We start from the raw sequence: 15,485 nt of genomic DNA, 5'->3' as shown, positions 1-15,485 counted from the left end.
CGCCGGTACCGTAGGAACTCCCCCTGAGGGAGGTTCAAGCCGTGGGCGCCGACAGCATGTGGTCCATCGGGGAGCTCGCCGAGCGCGCGGGTGTCACCGTCAAGACAGTCCGCTTCTACTCGGACCGCGGCCTGTTGCCCGAGGGCCCCCGCAGCACAGGCGGCCATCGCCGGTACGGGCCCGAGGCGCTCGACCGGCTCCGCGTCATCCGCTCCCTGCGCGCCCTCGACCTGCCGGTGCCGGACGTGCGCCGGGTCCTGGGCGAGGAGGACGGGCTGGACGACGCTCTCGAGGACGTCGTCGCGGGGCAGTTGCGCGACATCGGCTCTCAACTGGCCGCGCTGCGCTGGCGGGAGGCCGCACTTCAGCTGCTCCAGGACTGCACGCCCGCCGAGCGCGCCGAGCGGCTGCTGCTCGTCGGCGCGATGTCCGCCCCGCCCGGCACGGCCGCGCCGGCCCGGTTCTGGCGTCGCTGGCTGCCGCCCCGCATGCCCGCACGGGTCGTCTCCGCCGTCCTCGACCAGGCCGTCCCGCAGCCCCCGGCGGACCCGACTCCGGCCCACGTCCTGACCTTCGCCCGGCTGCACGCCTTCACCTCGCGTTCCTGCGAGGGCGGCGATCGCGGCCAGCCGGCGGCGCACCGTGCCGAGGCCGGGTTCCGCCCCGGGGTGCTCTACGAGGGGCTCAGCGAGGCCTACGCGCTGGCGGCGCCCCACCTGTGCGCCCAGCGGTCACCCCGGGAGGGCGAGGCGCTGGACTGCTTCGTCTCCGCCTACGCCACCTCGCGGGGCGTACGTGACACCCCCGCGTTCCGCCGTGCGCTCAGCGAGGTGCTGGCCGCCGATCCGCGGATCGACCACTACTGGCAGCTCGTCGCCGAACTGACCGGTCCTTCGCGGCCGACGCCGGGTGCCGCCCACGACTGGCTCTGCGCGTCACTCGACGGCCAGGTCGGGCGTGGGCCCGGGTGAGGGTGGCCCCCCTCAGCTCCGGTTAATCGCTGGGCCTGCGCCCTCGGTGTCCGTATCTTGGCGCAAACGGCGGACACGCCGCGCGGCTCGACGCGAAAGGCTCCCATGTGTGCTCGTAAGCTGCGGCCCGAAGAGGCGGACATCGACGCCACGTTGGTGCGCCGGCTCGTCGACGCCCAGTTCCCGCAGTGGGCGGGTCTGCCGCTCACCGAGGTCGTCTCGGCGGGTACGTCCAACGCCATGTACCGCCTCGGCGAGGACATGGCCGTACGGCTCCCGCGCCTTGAGGGCCCCGCGCAGGACGTGGACAAGGAGCACCGCTGGCTGCCTCGGCTCGCCGGAGCGCTCCCCGTGGCCGTCCCCACTCCGCTGGGCAAGGGCACTCCCGGCGAGGGCTACCCGTGGCCGTGGTCCGTCTACCGCTGGCTCGACGGCACCAACCCCGCCCCCGGCCTCACCTGCGAACCGGCCCTGTTGGCCGAGGACTTGGCGGAGTTCGTCACCGTTCTCCAGGGCGTGGATCCCACCGATGGCCCCGCCTCCTACCGCAGCGAGCCGCTGGCCGAGCGGGACGACGTGACGCGTTCGGCGATCCACGAGCTGCGGGCGGAACTGGACGGGGACGGGGCGACCGCCGTCTGGGAGTCGGCCCTGGCTGCGCACGGGTGGGCCGGGCCCACCGTCTGGATCCACGCGGATCTGCAGCCCGGGAACGTCCTCGTCGCGGACGGACGGCTCAGTGCGGTCATCGACTTCGGGTGCCTCGGCCTGGGCGACCCGGCGGTCGACCTCATCGCGGCCTGGTACCTGCTGCCCGCCGGCGCGCGCGAGGTCTTCCGCACCGGCTCGGGCGCGGACGACGACGCCTGGGCGCGGGGCCGCGGCTGGGCCCTGTCGGTCGCCCTCCTGGAGCTCCGGCACTACCGGGAGAGCAACCCGGTGATGGCCTCCATCGCCCGCCATGTGATCGCGGAGCTCCTCGCCGACGGCACGGCGTCGGCGGCGGTCTGACGATCCGTCCTGCCGGCACCGCCCCCGGGTTCAGTCCGCAGCCGCGCGCAACCACTCGTCCAGGACGGCGAAGTCCGCTTCGGTGAGGCCCTGTCGAGGGTCGACGCGATGCAGCAGGGCGCCTTCCGCGTGATGCGCGTGGACCCAGGCGCGGTCGATGTCGGTGATCTCGTCGTCGACCCACGCGAAGGGACGGCCCTTCGCCCGGCCGACCAGGGCGCGGGTCTTCCAGTGGAGTCCGCGGGCGTCGCGCCCCTCCTCCCGCACGTCCCGCACCGGCGGATCGGGCCAGTCCACGACCGGCAAGGGCGGCAGTCCGAGCAGCGGGGCGACGCAGGCGTTCGCGTCGTCCATCCAGGTCGTCGCCCAGACGAGCTCGCACGGGAGCGCCGCGAGCCGTGGCCCGTACTCGGGATTGATCCTGGCCAGCAGGGGGTTCAGGTCCGCGCCCAGCGGGTCGGGGCATCCCGGTCGGGGCATCGGATACGTCGGGTAGCGCTCGGGCGGGCCACCGAACGGAATCAGCGGCCCGTCGACATCGAGGAAGAGCAGCGGAAGGTGCGCGGATCCGGTCACTTCGGCACAGTATCGACTCGGGGACCACGCCTTTGCCCGCGCCGCTAGTGTGACGGGCATGACTGGGGACATCGATCCTGCGGACAGCCGTGAACTGCCGGGCGGCATGGCGAACGCGGGCGCGGTCGTGCGGCGGGGCGAGCTGGTCGAGCGGCCGGCGCCACCGAATGTCCGGGCGCTCCACGCGTACCTTCAGGCGCTGAGGCGCAACGGATTCGACGCGGCTCCGGTGCCGGTCGGCGTCCGTGCCGACGGGCGTGAGCGGCTGGGGTTCATCCCCGGTGACGTGGCTGTGCCGCCGTTCCCTCGATGGGCCATGTCAAAGACCGCGCTCCGGTCGGTCGGAGGCCTGCTGAGACGCCTGCACGAGGCGAGCGCGGGCGTCCGCGTGGACGTGTCCGCCGGCTGGGCCGGGGAGCTCGCCGATCCCGAGGGCGGAACGATGCTGTGCCACAACGACGTGTGCCCGCCGAACGTCGTCTTCCGGGACGGCCGCGCCGTGGCCCTGATCGACTTCGACCAGGCGGCACCGGGGCGCCCGGTCTGGGATGTCGCGATGACCGCCGGTTACTGGGTCCCCATGCTGGACCCCGAGTCCGCCGCCCCGCTGTATCCGTTACGGGCCACCTCCCATGCGTCCGACGCCTCTGCCCGGCTGCGCCTCCTCGCGGACAGTTACGGGCTCTCGCCGCGGGAGCGCGCCGAACTGCCGGAGGTCGTCGAGCAGGCCGCCGAGGTGTGCCGGGCGTTCGTCGCCCGGCGCGTGGCCGAGGGGCACCCCGCCTACGCACAGGCGCTGCGCGACCGCGGCGGCTGGGAGCGCTGGGACCGGATCCAGGCGTGGCTCGGCGCCCGGCGCGAGACGTTCCGGGCCGCGCTGCTCGCGGGCGTCGACACCGGGTCGGTCCGTCCCCTTCCGCCCCCGTGAGGTTCCCGAAACCGCCGATTAATCAAGCAGGCCGTGAATAGGGCTGGTTGACGGGGTGAAGAGTGCGCAACCATGTCCCCATGACCGCGGCCCATCGCGCCATGACCCAGCTGGAGTCGTGGCCGAACCTGGTAAGTGGCTCTCCCCGGTGCGCCGTAGGGCGCTCCTTCGGGACAGCGGGGTGCGACATCGTGCATTTCCATGCCAACGATGCGGCAGATCTGTACCTCACCCGGACGGCGGTCGAACGCCTCCTTCCGCAGCTGCTCGACAGCACCGCGATCCGGGTGCGCCCCGGCGCCTCGTGGATCACCGTGCTGCTCGACTGCGACGACGACGTGGCGCTCCTGCTGACCCTCATCAGCGTGGCGCTGAAGGAACACGACGCGGTCAGGGGGCTCGAGGAGGAGCGCGGCGGACCGCGCACCCCCCGTACGGCTGCGCCCTGCGACTGGGAACCGCGGGCGACGCCTGCCCCGCGCGCGGCAGCGCCGGTGGCAGCGTCCGTTCATCACGGCCGCGTTCACGACGCGTGGAAGGCCGTCGGCCGGATGCTGCCGCACGGGCACTGACGGGCGCGCCGGGGTGCGTGAGCGGGAGTGCGTGACGGGGACTCGGCAACCGACCTCGGTCACACGTCAGTTGCCCCTGCTCGTCTCCATCTCGGCGCCCCGCGCCGCCCCCGTGCTGTCGCGCTCGATCAGGCGCGGCAGCGGCACCTGCACGGTCCGCGAGGGACCGCCGTCCAGGAGCGACGTCAGTTCCTGGGCGGCGGTGCGGCCGAACTGGACCGTGTCGCGGGAGAGCGCCGACAGCCAGGGCTTGACCATGCGGCACAGCGGGGAGTCCTCCCAGGCCACCACCGAGACGTCGCCGGGCACCGAGAAGCCCTGCTCGCCGGCCGCGGCGACGCCGGCGACCGCCATCACGTCGTTGTCGTAGACGAGCGCGGTCGGCGGTGCGTCGCCCTCCATGACACGGCGGGTGACCGCGGCGCCTTCGGCGTCCGAGTAGTCCGTGGTCACGGAGCGCACCTCGGTCAGCCCGCGCCGCTCGGCCTCGGCGCGCAGGGTGCGGATGCGCCGCTCGGTGTGCGCGAGGCCCGGCAGGCCGGCGATGTGGACGATGCGGCGGTGCCCGAGCGCGTACAGCTCGTCGACGAGCGACGCCATCGCTCCGGCGTCGTCCGCCCACACCGTCGACATGCCCGGGTGCTCCGCGTCGGGCACTCCGCCGATCACCACGGCGGGCAGCCCGAGTTCGTCGAGGAGGGCGGGGCGCGGGTCGGCGGTGCGGGGGTCGACGACGAGCACACCGTCCACCCGGTGTTCGGCCCACCAGCGCCGGTAGACGGCGCACTCCGCCTCGACGTCCTCCACCACCTGGAACAGCAGGCCGAGGTGACGCTCCGCCAGGACCTCCTGGATGCCCGAGATGAGCTGGAGGAAGAACGAGTCCACGCCGAGCGTGTCCGCGGGGCGGGCCACGACCAGACCGACCGTGGCGGCTCCCTCGCCGGACAGGGCGCGGGCCGCGGTGCTGGGCCGCCAGCCGAGCTGTTCGGCAACCCGCCGCACCCGGTCGCGGGTGACCTCGGAGACCCCTGGCCGGTCGTTGAGCGCGAAGGACACGGCGCTCTCCGAGACACCCGCCCTGAGCGCGATGTCCTTCATGGTCGGTCGGCGCGCGGGAGACCGCTTGGCTGGCACAGCTGCCCCTTTCCCCGTGGAACCCCGGCGGGTTCCGGCACCAGCGTAGCGCATGCGACCCACGCACTAATGCGCTTGAGTTGAAGACTCTAAAGCGCATTAGTCTCGGACTGCAAAAGGTCTACTCCACCGCCCTGAGCTGCAACTATCCCAGGTGAAGCCCAACAGTTTCCGAGAATGCATTGACTTTTTCCGTGATCGCAATGCAGGGTCTGCACGGCAACATTCGACGCCGCCACAAAGGAGCCGTGTCACCGTGCCCATCTCTCGCAGAGCACTAGCCGCTGCCGCCGCCATCGCTGTCGTCCTGCCGCTGAGCGCGTGCGGCTCCGGGGGTGACGACAGCGGCTCGACGGACGCGTCGGGCAAGATCGAAGGCAACATCACGTTCCAGACGTGGAATCTCAGGGCCAACTTCAAGCCGTACTTCGACGGCCTGGTCAAGGACTTCGAGAAGAAGTACCCCGGTACCCATGTGAAGTGGATCGACCAGCCCGGCGAGGGGTACGCCGACAAGATCAGCGCGGACGCCGCGGGCGGCACGCTGCCCGACGTCGTCAACGTCTCCCCCGACCTCGTGGCCCCGCTCGCCAAGGCCGGCCTCGCACTCGACCTCGACAAGGCGGCGCCGAAGTACAAGAAGGAGTACCTGCCGGGCGCCTGGGCGAGCCACCAGATACCGGGCATGGACGGCACGTACGCCTTCCCCTGGTACCTCAACACCGGACCGCTGTTCTACAACAAGGGCCTGTTCAAGAAGGCCGGACTCGACGCGTCCAAGCCCCCGAAGACGTACGACGCACTGTTCGACGACGCGCTCCTGCTCGCGAGGAAGAGCAAGGGCAAGGTGGCCACGCTGGCCAACGTCCCCACCATCGAGGACTTCGGCCGCTACGGCGCCCCGCTCATGAACAAGGAGGGCACCGGCTTCGCGTTCAACGACGCCAAGGGTGTCGAACTCCTCACCAAGTACAAGGAGTTGTACGACGCCAAGGCGCTCGACCCGCAGGCTCTGACCGCGACGCCCGAGTCGACCGGCAAGAAGTTCCTGACCGGGGCCGTGGCGATGAACCCGGGCAGCGCGCTCGACCTGTCGAAGTTCAAGAAGGAGGCGCCGAGCCTCTACAAGAACATCGGGATCACGGACCAGATCACCAGCACCGGCAAGGTGAACATGTACGTGATGGGCGTGATGGTGAACTCGCGCACCAAGCAGAAGCCCGCGGCCGTGGCCTTCGCGCACTACGTCACCGACGCGCAGCACCAGATGGAGTTCGCCAAGAAGGTCGCCATCTTCCCGAGCACCGCCGGCTCCCTGGACGACCCGTACTTCACCAAGCAGGACGGGTCGGACGAGACGCGGGTGCGGATCGCCGCGGCCGACTCCCTGAAGTCCGCGGTCAACTACACGCCGGTCCTGTTCAGCGAGCAGATGAAGACCGAGCTGCGGAACTCCGTCGCCAAGGCCCTGCAGGGCAAGGAGAGCCCCAAGACCGCTCTTGACAACGCTGTCAAGGCCTGCGACCGGCTGCTCCAGCAGCAGGGCTGAGCCCCGGAGCCGTACATCATGACGAGTCCCCTTCCGACCGTGAAGACCGCCGCCGAGACCTCGCCGAACACAGAGGTGACGCGATCCCCGAAGACCTCGGGCGCGCGGCCCGCCGGCCGCGTCAGGCGCCATCTGCCCACCAGCCCCTGGCTGTTCGCCGCCCCCGGGCTGCTGGTCGTCGCCGTCTTCATCCTGTATCCGTTCGTCTCCACCGTGGTCAACTCCTTCACCGACCGGCGGACCCTCATCCCCGGCGAGTTCGTGGGCCTGGCCAACTTCCGGGAGCTGCTGCACGACGACATGTTCTGGACAGGGCTGCGCAACAGCGTCCTGTACATGGTCGGGGTCGTCCCCGCCCTCGTACTCCTCCCGCTGCTGCTCGCCCTCCTCGTCCAGAAGAACATCCCAGGCATCACCTTCTTCCGGTCGGCCTTCTACACGCCGGTGGTCGCGTCCATCGTCGTGGTCGGCCTCATCTGGGTGTGGATGCTGGACGAGCGCGGCCTGGTGAACTCGGCTCTCGAAACCGTGGGGATCGGCAGGGTCGGCTTCCTCAGCGACCAGTGGCTGCTCCTGTTGAGCGCCATGGCCGTCACGGTCTGGAAGGGCCTCGGCTACTACATGATCATTTATCTCGCGGCACTGGCCAACGTCCCGCGCGAGCTGCACGAGGCCGCCTCGGTGGACGGTGCGGGCGCGGTGCGCCGCTTCTTCACCGTCACCGTGCCCGCCGTACGCTCCACCATGGTCCTGGTCGCCGCGCTCTCCTCGGTCGCCGCCTTCAAGGTGTTCTCCGAGGTCTATCTGATGGCGGGGCCGAACGGTGGCCCCGCGGGCGAGGACACCACGCTCGTGATGCTCGTGCAGCGCACCGGCACCGGCCTGACCGGCCGCGTCGGCTACGCGTCGGCGATCTCCGTCGTCGTCTTCGTCGTCACCGTCGCGCTGATGCTGCTCGTGCTCCGCGCCGACCGGAAGGAGGACGCGTGAGCGTCACCGAGGACGTCCGCCCCACAACAGGCGGGACGCGCGCGCCGGTTCGACGGCGCCGTGCGCCACGCATCGCCGACGAGAACGGCCGGCGCATCCGCGTCTGGGAGCTCGTGCTGCGCTACACGCTGCTGCTCGCCGTGCTCGCGATCACCGTCGGGCCGTTCCTCTGGCAGCTGTCCACCTCGCTCAAGGGGACGCACGAGGACATCTTCAGCTCCCCGCCCACGTTCCTGCCGGCCGACCCCACGCTCCACAACTACGAACGCGTCGCCGACACCATTCCCGTCTGGGACTACGCGTTCAACTCACTGAAGGTCGCCACCGCCAACGTGGTCACCAACTGCGTCGGCTCCGCGCTCGCCGGCTACGCCCTCGCCCGGCTGCGCTACCGCGGCCGGAAGATCGCCACCCTCGTGTTCATCCTCGCGATGCTGGTACCCGTCGAGAGCATCGTGATCGCGCAGTTCACGACGATGCGCGAACTCGGCCTCAACAACACGCTCGTCGGCGTGGTCCTGCCGGGCTGCATCGCCGCCATGAACGTCCTGCTGATGCGCAACGCGTTCCTCAACCTGCCCTACGAGATCGAGGAGGCGGCCTACGTGGACGGGGCGAACGCCTGGCAGCGGTTCCTGCGGATCGCGCTGCCGTCCGTGAAGGGCACCCTCGCGGTGGTCGCGATCTTCGCCTTCATGGGCGCCTGGGACGACTTCCTGTGGCCGCTCATCGTGCTCAGCGACCCGGCGAAGTTCACCCTGACCATCGGCCTGAACTATCTGCACGGCACGTTCGCCAACGACGAGCGGATCGTCGCGGCCGGCACGATCATCGCCGTCGCGCCGCTGATCGTCCTCTTCGCCTGTCTGCAGCGCTACTTCTTCCGCGGGGTCGGCGAGGGAGCCGTCAAGGGCTGACGCCCGCACCGCGGACACCTCTCACCGAGGCCCCCACGTACACAGAACCAGGACTCCGCATGACTTCTGCCGTGCGCTTCGGCGTGAACTACACCCCCAGCCAGGGGTGGTTCCACCACTGGCTCGACTTCGACCTCGACGCCGTGCGCGCCGATCTCGACTCGATCGCCGCGCTGGGCCTCGACCACATCCGGGTGTTCCCGCTGTGGCCCTACTTCCAGCCCAACCGCACCCTGATCCGTCCACGCGCCGTCGAGCAGCTCGTCCAGCTCGCCGACGCGGCGGCCGAACGGGGGCTCGACGTGAACGTGGATGGCCTGCAGGGCCATCTGTCGAGCTTCGACTTCCTGCCCGCGTGGACACAGACGTGGCACCGCCGGAACCTCTTCACCGACCCGGAGGTGGTCGAGGGCCAGGAGGCGTATCTGCGCACCCTCGCGGGGGCACTCGCCGACCGGCCCAACTTCATCGGCATGACCATCGGCAACGAGGTCAACCAGTTCGCGTCGGGCCCGCATCCCGACCCGGACCGCATCACGCAGGAACAGGCCGGGAGTTGGCTGCGCCGGGTGCTCGCCGCGTGCGAGGAGGGAGCGCCCGGGCGGACCCATCTGCACGCCTCGTACGACGCCGCCTGGTACCAGGACGACCAGCCGTTCACGCCCGCGCACTCCGCACGGCTCGGCGCGCTCACCGCGGTGCACTCGTGGGTGTTCAACGGTACGGCACAGCGCCACGGCCGCACCGGGACGGCGACCGAGCACCACGCCGCATATCTCGTCGAGCTGTCCAAGGCCTGGGCCGGCGATCCGCACCGGCCCGTCTGGCTCCAGGAGGTCGGCGCGCCCGCGCCCCTCGTCCCGGCCGAGCACGCGGCCCACTTCACCGAATCGACCGTCGAGAACGCCCTCGACTGCCCGGACCTGTGGGGCGTGACCTGGTGGTGCTCGCACGACGTCAGCCGCGATCTCGCCGACTTCCCGGAACTCGAGTACAGCCTCGGCCTGTTGACGAGCGACCGGCGGCCCAAGCCCGCCGCGAAGGCACTCGCCCGCGTCGTCGCGGACCGGCGTGCCCGACCCCGTACGCCCGCGCCGCGCACCACCGCCCTCGTCGTCGACGCCGGTGACGACGAGGCCGCCCCGCGCCGCTCGGTATGTGCCCCCGGCGGCGCCGTCTTCGAGGCCTTCGCCCGGCTCACCGCCGACGGGGTCCGGCCCACCACGGTCCTCGCGAGCCGCGCCGACGACAAGGAACATCTGGCGGCGCGCGGCATCACCGAAGTGGTCGCACCCGACCATGTCACGCGGCCCGTCGGCTCGGCGCCGTAATGGATCGTCCCCGATGCCCACCGCACGATTCGAGGTGCGCCGCGTCGGGGAGTTGTACAGCGTCCCGTCCGCCCCCCCGCCTCGTAACCACCCTCACCTCGGACCTTACGGAGTACCCCTCATGCATGACGACCGCACGCTGGTCGAAGCCCGTCTCAAGCGCGTCCTCGACGAGCGCATCCGACCCGCCGTGTATCCCGAGTCCGTTCCGCTGGAGGTCGCGGTGTGGAACGCGCCCGGCGAGCCGGTGCCGGTCGCCGAAGGGCTCGCGGCGACGCCCGCGCCCATCGCGGTGGGCGCGCGCTGGGGCGCTCCGTGGGCCACCTGCTGGTTCCGCGTGACGGGGACCGTGCCCGAGGCCTGGGCGGGCCGGACCGTCGAGGCGATCCTCGACCTCGGCTTCGACGAGAACATGCCCGGCTTCCAGTGCGAGGGCCTGGTCTACCGCCCGGACGGCACCCCGGTGAAGGGGCTCAACCCCCGCAACCAGTGGGTGCGCGTCGGCGCCCCCGTGGAGGGCGGCGAGGAGGTCCGCCTGCACATCGAGGCGGCTTCCAACCCGGTCATCCTCGACTACCACCCCTTCCTGCCCACGCAGTTGGGCGACAAGGAGACCGCGGGCAGCGAGCCGCAGTACACGCTGGCCCGGATGGATCTCGCGGTCCTCGACGAGACCGTGTGGCAGCTGGTCATGGACCTCGAGGTGCTCGGCGAGCTGATGGCCGAGCTGCCGGTGGAGTCCGCGCGGCGCTACGACATCCTGCGCGCCGTCGAGCGCGCCCTCGACGCGGTCGACCTCCAGGACGTGAACGGCACGGCGGCGGCCGCCCGCGAGCAGCTCACGGACGTCCTGTCCGCTCCCGCCGTCCCGTCGGCGCACCGCATCAGCGCCGTCGGCCACGCGCACATCGACTCGGCGTGGCTGTGGCCACTGCGCGAGACGGTACGCAAGGTGGCGCGCACCACGTCCAACATGACGGCGCTCCTCGAGGACGAACCCGACTTCGTCTTCGCGATGTCGCAGGCCCAGCAGTGGGCCTGGGTCAAGGAGCACCGGCCCGAGGTGTGGGCGCGGGTGAAGAAGGCGGTCGCCGACGGCCGGTTCGTGCCGGCGGGCGGCATGTGGGTGGAGTCGGACACCAACATGCCGGGCTCGGAAGCGATGGCCCGTCAGTTCGTGCACGGCAAGCGGTTCTTCCTCGACGAGTTCGGCATCGAGAACGACGAGGCGTGGCTGCCCGACACCTTCGGGTTCGCCGCGGGACTGCCGCAGATCATCAAGGCCGCGGGCTCCAAGTGGCTGCTCACACAGAAGATTTCGTGGTCGCAGACCAACAAGTTCCCTCACCACACCTTCCAGTGGGAGGGCATCGACGGCACCCGGATCTTCACGCACTTTCCGCCCGTGGACACGTACAACTGCTCCATGAAGGGCAGCGAGATCGCCCACGCGGCGAAGAACTTCAAGGACAAGGGGGTCGCCCGGCACTCGCTCGCGCCGACCGGCTGGGGTGACGGGGGCGGCGGCACGACCCGGGAGATGGTCGCGAAGGCGGCCCGCCTGCGTGACCTCGAAGGGTCCGCGCAGGTGGTCTGGGAGACGCCGGAGGAGTTCTTCAAGAAGGCGGAGGCCGAGTACCCGAACCCGCCGGTCTGGGTCGGCGAGCTCTACCTCGAACTCCACCGCGCCACACTCACCAGCCAGGCCAGGACGAAGCAGGGAAACCGGCGCAGCGAGCACCTCCTGCGCGAGGCCGAACTGTGGGCGGCGACCGCGGCGGTGCGGGCGGGATTCGCCTACCCCTACGAGGAGTTGGACCGGATCTGGAAGACGGTCCTGCTGCACCAGTTCCACGACATCCTGCCCGGCTCGTCGATCGCCTGGGTGCACCGCGAGGCACGCAGGACGTACGAGCGGGTCGCGACGGAGCTGAACGGCATCATCGGCGCGGCCCAGCGCGCGCTGGCCGGTGAGGGCTCGGGGACGCTCGTCTTCAACTCGGCGCCGCACACCCGCGACGGTGTACCCGCGGGCGGCGCCCGCACTGCGGTCGTCGAGGGCGAGGCCGCGATCGCTTCGCGCGCGGCGGGCGGATTCGTGCTGGAGAACGGGCTGTTGAGGGTCGAGATCGACGGCCGGGGCCTGGTCGTGTCCGCGTACGACCTCGTCGCGGGGCGCGAGACCGTGGCCCCGGGCCGGGCCGCGAACCTGCTGCAGATCCACCCGGACTTCCCGAACATGTGGGACGCGTGGGACGTGGACGAGTTCTACCGCAACACGGTCACCGATCTGGTGGACGCCGACGAGGTGGCTCCGGGAGACGGCGCCTCGGTGCGGATCGTGCGCACCTTCGGCGACTCGCGCGTCACCCAGGTCCTCTCGCTGGCAGCCGGTGAGCGGCGGCTCGGGATCGACACGGAGGTCGACTGGCACGAGACGGAGAAGTTCCTGAAGCTGGCGTTCCCGCTGGACATCCACGCCGAGCGGTACGCGTCCGAGACACAGTTCGGGCACTTCTACCGCCCCACGCACACCAACACCAGCTGGGAGGCCGCCAAGTTCGAGGCGTGCAACCACCGCTTCGTGCACATCGAGGAGCCCGGCTGGGGCGTCTCGCTCGTGAACGACTCGACGTACGGCCACGACGTGACGCGGACCGTGCGGGACAGCGACTCGGGCACGACGACCACCGTCCGCGTCTCGCTGCTGCGCGCGCCGCGCTTCCCCGACCCCGAGACCGACCAGGGCGTGCACCGTTTCCGGCACGCGCTGGTGCCGGGCGCGGCCATCGGCGACGCGGTCCGCGAGGGGTACCGGATCAACCTGCCGGAGCGGCAGGTGACCGGCTCCAGCGAGGTCGCTCCGCTGGTGGGCGTCGACCACGACGCGGTGGTGGTGACGGCGGTCAAGCTGGCCGACGACGGCAGCGGCGACGTGGTGGTCCGCTTCCACGAGTCCCGCGGCGGACGGGTGCGCGCCACACTCACGGCGGGCTTCGAGGTCGCGGCCGCGGTGGCGGCGGACCTCCTCGAGCGTCCGCTCGCCGACGCGGCGGCCCCGGAGCGCGACGGCGAGCGCATCACGCTGACGCTGCGCCCCTTCGAACTGGTGACACTGCGTCTGAAGCGGGCCTGATCAGGGTGTCGTCCGGTGGGCCGGTCCGGTGACCGGCCCACCGGACGGCGCGTTCAGCCCTCCGTGCCGCGTGCTGCCCTGGCCTGCCGGGACAGCAGGACCAGGCTGCGTGCCTCGACCAGTAGGTCGGTGCCCGGCTTGTGCTCCGTCTCGTCCGCGACGCCCTGCGGGTCGGCGGTGTCGATCCGGGTCGTCCAGCGCTCGCCGTAGGTGGCGTCGGGGAGACGGAAGCGGACCGGCTTCCAGTAGCTGTTGAGGAGCAGGAGGAACGAGTCGTCGACGACCGGCCGCCCGTAGGGGTCCGGCTCGGCGATGGCGTCTCCGTTGAGGAACACGGCCACCGAGTGGGCGTCGCCGCGCTGCCAGTCGTCGTCCGTCATCTCGCGCGCGTCCGGGCGCAGCCACACGAGGTCGGGCAGGGGCTGGCCCTCGTGGGTGTGCGTGTCACCGCGGAAGAAGCGGCGGCGGCGCAGCACCGGGTGGGCGGCCCGCAGGGCGATGGTGCGCCGGGTGAACTCCATCAGCTCGCGCTGGTCCTCGTTCAGGCGCCAGTCGGTCCAGGAGATCTCGTTGTCCTGGCAGTAGGCATTGTTGTTGCCCTGCTGGGTGCGGCCCAGTTCGTCGCCGTGGGCGAGCATGGGGATGCCCTGGGACAGCAGCAGTGTGGCGAGGAGGTTGCGCTGCTGGCGGGCGCGCAGTTCGAGCACGCCCTCGTCGTCGGTGGGGCCCTCGACGCCGCAGTTCCAGGACCGGTTGACGCTCTCCCCGTCCCGGTTGTTCTCGCCGTTGGCCTCGTTGTGCTTGTCGTCGTACGAGACCAGGTCGCGCAGGGTGAATCCGTCGTGGGCGGTGACGAAGTTGACGCTGGCGCGCGGGCGGCGGCTGTCGTGCTGGTAGAGGTCGGAGGAGCCGGTGAGCCGGGAGGCGAACTCGGCGAGGGTGTTCTCGCCGGAGCGCCAGAAGTCTCTTACGGAGTCACGGTACTTTCCGTTCCACTCCGACCACTGGGGCGGGAACTTGCCGACCTGGTAGCCGCCCTCGCCGACGTCCCACGGCTCCGCGATGAGCTTGACGCGGCCGATCACCGGGTCCTGCTGGATGAGGTCGAAGAAGGCGGAGAGCCGGTCCACCTCGTGGAACTGCCGGGCAAGGGTGGCCGCGAGGTCGAACCGGAAGCCGTCGACGTGCATCTCGGTGACCCAGTACCGCAGGGAGTCCATGATGAGCTGGAGCACGCTGGGGTGCCGCATCAGCAGGCTGTTCCCGGTGCCGGTGGTGTCGTAGTAGTGCGCCGGATCGCCGTCGACGAGCCGGTAGTAGGACGCGTTGTCGATGCCACGGAAGGAGAGCGTCGGGCCGTTCTCGTTGCCTTCCGCCGTGTGGTTGTAGACGACGTCGAGGATCACTTCGAGGCCGGCGGCGTGCAGCGCCTTCACCATCGACTTGAACTCGGTGACCTGCCCGCCGCGGCTGCCCTGGGCGGCGTACGCGTTGTGCGGGGCGAAGAAGCCGATCGTGCTGTAGCCCCAGTAGTTCGACAGACCCTGGTCGCGCAGGAATCCGTCCTGCGCGAACTGGTGCACCGGCATCAGCTCGACGGCGGTCACGCCCAGCGAGGTCAGGTGCTCGATGACCGCCGGGTGCGCGAGGCCCGCGTAGGTGCCGCGCAGTTTCGCGGGGACCTCGGGATGGGTGCGGGTCAGTCCACGTACGTGGGCCTCGTAGATGACGGTGTCGGCGTACGGGCGCAGGGGCGGGCGGTCGTCGCCCCAGTCGAAGGCGCTGTCGGTCACCACGGCGACGAGGGTGTGCGGCGCGCTGTCGGCCGCGGACGGTCCGCCGGCCGTCCGCTCGAAGAGTGAGGGGTCGTTGTCCATCTGCCCGTCGACGGCGGTGGCGTACGGGTCGAGGAGCAGCTTCGCGGGGTTGCAGCGGTGGCCCGCCGCCGGGTCCCACGGGCCGTGCACCCGGTAGCCGTAGCGCTGGCCGGGGCCGACGGCGGGCAGATAGCAGTGCCATACGAAGCCGTCGACCTCGGTCATGGTGACCGTGTCGTGGGTGCCGTCGTCGTGGAGGAGGACGAGGTCGACGCGTTCGGCGACCTCCGTGAACAGGGCGAAGTTCGTTCCGTCGCCGTCGAATGCCGCGCCGAGGGGATAGGGGCGTCCGGTCCAGGTGAGCATCCCGCCACCGTACGGATGATCTTGGATTCGGTGTCGTCACCGCGCCGTCCGCACCCGGTCTGTCGTGCTCCGGGCTCTCGGGTGCCGCGGTGCTGACACGCCGCCGGGCCGCGGCTGCCGTAGCAGGCCGCGGCCCGGTGCGACGCGCCCCGAACGGGGCGCGGTGGTGCTGATGTCACATCGC

12 protein-coding genes are annotated in these 15,485 nt (G+C 71.0%); 9 read left to right on the top strand and 3 right to left on the bottom strand.

The features are described from left to right. The first annotated feature begins 41 nt into the window (after window positions 1–41). Entirely contained in the window at window positions 42–971 is a 930-nt protein-coding gene (locus ACFC96_RS37725) for a MerR family transcriptional regulator (protein ID WP_376616706.1), read from the top strand. A gap of 105 nt (window positions 972–1,076) precedes the next feature. After that, entirely contained in the window at window positions 1,077–1,982 is a 906-nt protein-coding gene (locus tag ACFC96_RS37720; RefSeq protein ID WP_340457790.1) for an aminoglycoside phosphotransferase family protein, read from the top strand. 30 nt (window positions 1,983–2,012) lie between these two features. On the opposite strand, the gene ACFC96_RS37715 is transcribed toward ACFC96_RS37720, so the two are convergent. Next, window positions 2,013–2,558 carry an HAD domain-containing protein gene (locus ACFC96_RS37715; RefSeq protein ID WP_376228008.1) on the bottom strand — a complete coding sequence of 182 codons (546 nt, stop codon included), beginning with the start codon at window positions 2,556–2,558 and terminating at the stop codon, window positions 2,013–2,015. A gap of 58 nt (window positions 2,559–2,616) precedes the next feature. Here ACFC96_RS37715 and ACFC96_RS37710 point away from each other — a divergent pair, with 58 nt between their 5' ends. Beyond that, complete coding sequence (locus ACFC96_RS37710) at window positions 2,617–3,486, top strand: phosphotransferase (RefSeq protein ID WP_376616704.1); 870 nt, start codon at window positions 2,617–2,619, stop codon at window positions 3,484–3,486. A gap of 80 nt (window positions 3,487–3,566) precedes the next feature. After that, window positions 3,567–4,058: a luciferase family protein gene (locus tag ACFC96_RS37705; RefSeq protein WP_376616702.1), complete on the top strand. Its 492-nt coding sequence runs from the start codon at window positions 3,567–3,569 to the stop codon at window positions 4,056–4,058. Between the two features lie 66 nt (window positions 4,059–4,124). On the opposite strand, the gene ACFC96_RS37700 is transcribed toward ACFC96_RS37705, so the two are convergent. Further along, window positions 4,125–5,195 (bottom strand): LacI family DNA-binding transcriptional regulator, encoded by a 1,071-nt coding sequence (locus tag ACFC96_RS37700; RefSeq protein WP_340458745.1) that lies wholly within the window; start codon window positions 5,193–5,195, stop codon window positions 4,125–4,127. A 256-nt stretch (window positions 5,196–5,451) separates the two neighbouring features. Between ACFC96_RS37700 and ACFC96_RS37695 the strand changes: the two genes are divergently transcribed. From ACFC96_RS37695 to ACFC96_RS37675, 5 genes are all read left to right on the top strand, one after another. Then, a complete protein-coding gene (locus tag ACFC96_RS37695; protein WP_340458747.1) occupies window positions 5,452–6,744 on the top strand; it encodes a sugar ABC transporter substrate-binding protein in 1,293 nt (430 codons plus the stop codon). Window positions 6,745–6,762: 18 nt separating this feature from the next. Further along, the gene (locus ACFC96_RS37690) at window positions 6,763–7,734 is read left to right on the top strand and encodes a sugar ABC transporter permease (RefSeq protein WP_340458748.1); all 972 of its coding nucleotides are present in this window, start codon (window positions 6,763–6,765) and stop codon (window positions 7,732–7,734) included. Continuing rightward, on the top strand, window positions 7,731–8,651 hold the full coding sequence (locus tag ACFC96_RS37685) for a carbohydrate ABC transporter permease (RefSeq protein ID WP_376268591.1): 921 nt from the start codon (window positions 7,731–7,733) through the stop codon (window positions 8,649–8,651). The genes ACFC96_RS37690 and ACFC96_RS37685 overlap by 4 nt, the downstream gene beginning before the upstream one ends. Before the next feature lie 59 nt (window positions 8,652–8,710). Further along, on the top strand, window positions 8,711–9,982 hold the full coding sequence (locus tag ACFC96_RS37680; RefSeq protein ID WP_376268588.1) for a glycosyl hydrolase: 1,272 nt from the start codon (window positions 8,711–8,713) through the stop codon (window positions 9,980–9,982). A 121-nt stretch (window positions 9,983–10,103) separates the two neighbouring features. Continuing rightward, the gene (locus tag ACFC96_RS37675) at window positions 10,104–13,118 is read left to right on the top strand and encodes an alpha-mannosidase (protein WP_376616700.1); all 3,015 of its coding nucleotides are present in this window, start codon (window positions 10,104–10,106) and stop codon (window positions 13,116–13,118) included. Between the two features lie 53 nt (window positions 13,119–13,171). Here the strand turns inward: ACFC96_RS37675 and glgX are convergent, their stop codons facing one another. Next, a complete protein-coding gene (gene glgX, locus ACFC96_RS37670) occupies window positions 13,172–15,301 on the bottom strand; it encodes a glycogen debranching protein GlgX (protein WP_376616698.1) in 2,130 nt (709 codons plus the stop codon). Window positions 15,302–15,485 lie beyond the last annotated feature (184 nt).

Origin of the sequence: Streptomyces sp. NPDC055955 (genome assembly GCF_042270245.1) — a bacterium.
Lineage (GTDB): Bacteria > Actinomycetota > Actinomycetes > Streptomycetales > Streptomycetaceae > Streptomyces.
The sequence above is the reverse complement of the archived record's forward strand: the minus strand, read 5'-3'. Positions and strand labels throughout refer to the sequence as shown.

Bases quoted from the DNA above. Each gene is read 5' to 3' on its own strand.
- ACFC96_RS37675 (WP_376616700.1), top strand. From the start codon at position 10,104: ATGCATGACGACCGCACGCTGGTCGAAGCCCGTCTCAAGCGCGTCCTC.
- ACFC96_RS37710 (WP_376616704.1), top strand. From the start codon at position 2,617: ATGACTGGGGACATCGATCCTGCGGACAGCCGTGAACTGCCGGGCGGC.
- ACFC96_RS37690 (WP_340458748.1), top strand. From the start codon at position 6,763: ATGACGAGTCCCCTTCCGACCGTGAAGACCGCCGCCGAGACCTCGCCG.
- glgX (WP_376616698.1), bottom strand. From the start codon at position 15,301: ATGCTCACCTGGACCGGACGCCCCTATCCCCTCGGCGCGGCATTCGAC.
- ACFC96_RS37680 (WP_376268588.1), top strand. From the start codon at position 8,711: ATGACTTCTGCCGTGCGCTTCGGCGTGAACTACACCCCCAGCCAGGGG.
- ACFC96_RS37705 (WP_376616702.1), top strand. From the start codon at position 3,567: ATGACCGCGGCCCATCGCGCCATGACCCAGCTGGAGTCGTGGCCGAAC.
- ACFC96_RS37720 (WP_340457790.1), top strand. From the start codon at position 1,077: ATGTGTGCTCGTAAGCTGCGGCCCGAAGAGGCGGACATCGACGCCACG.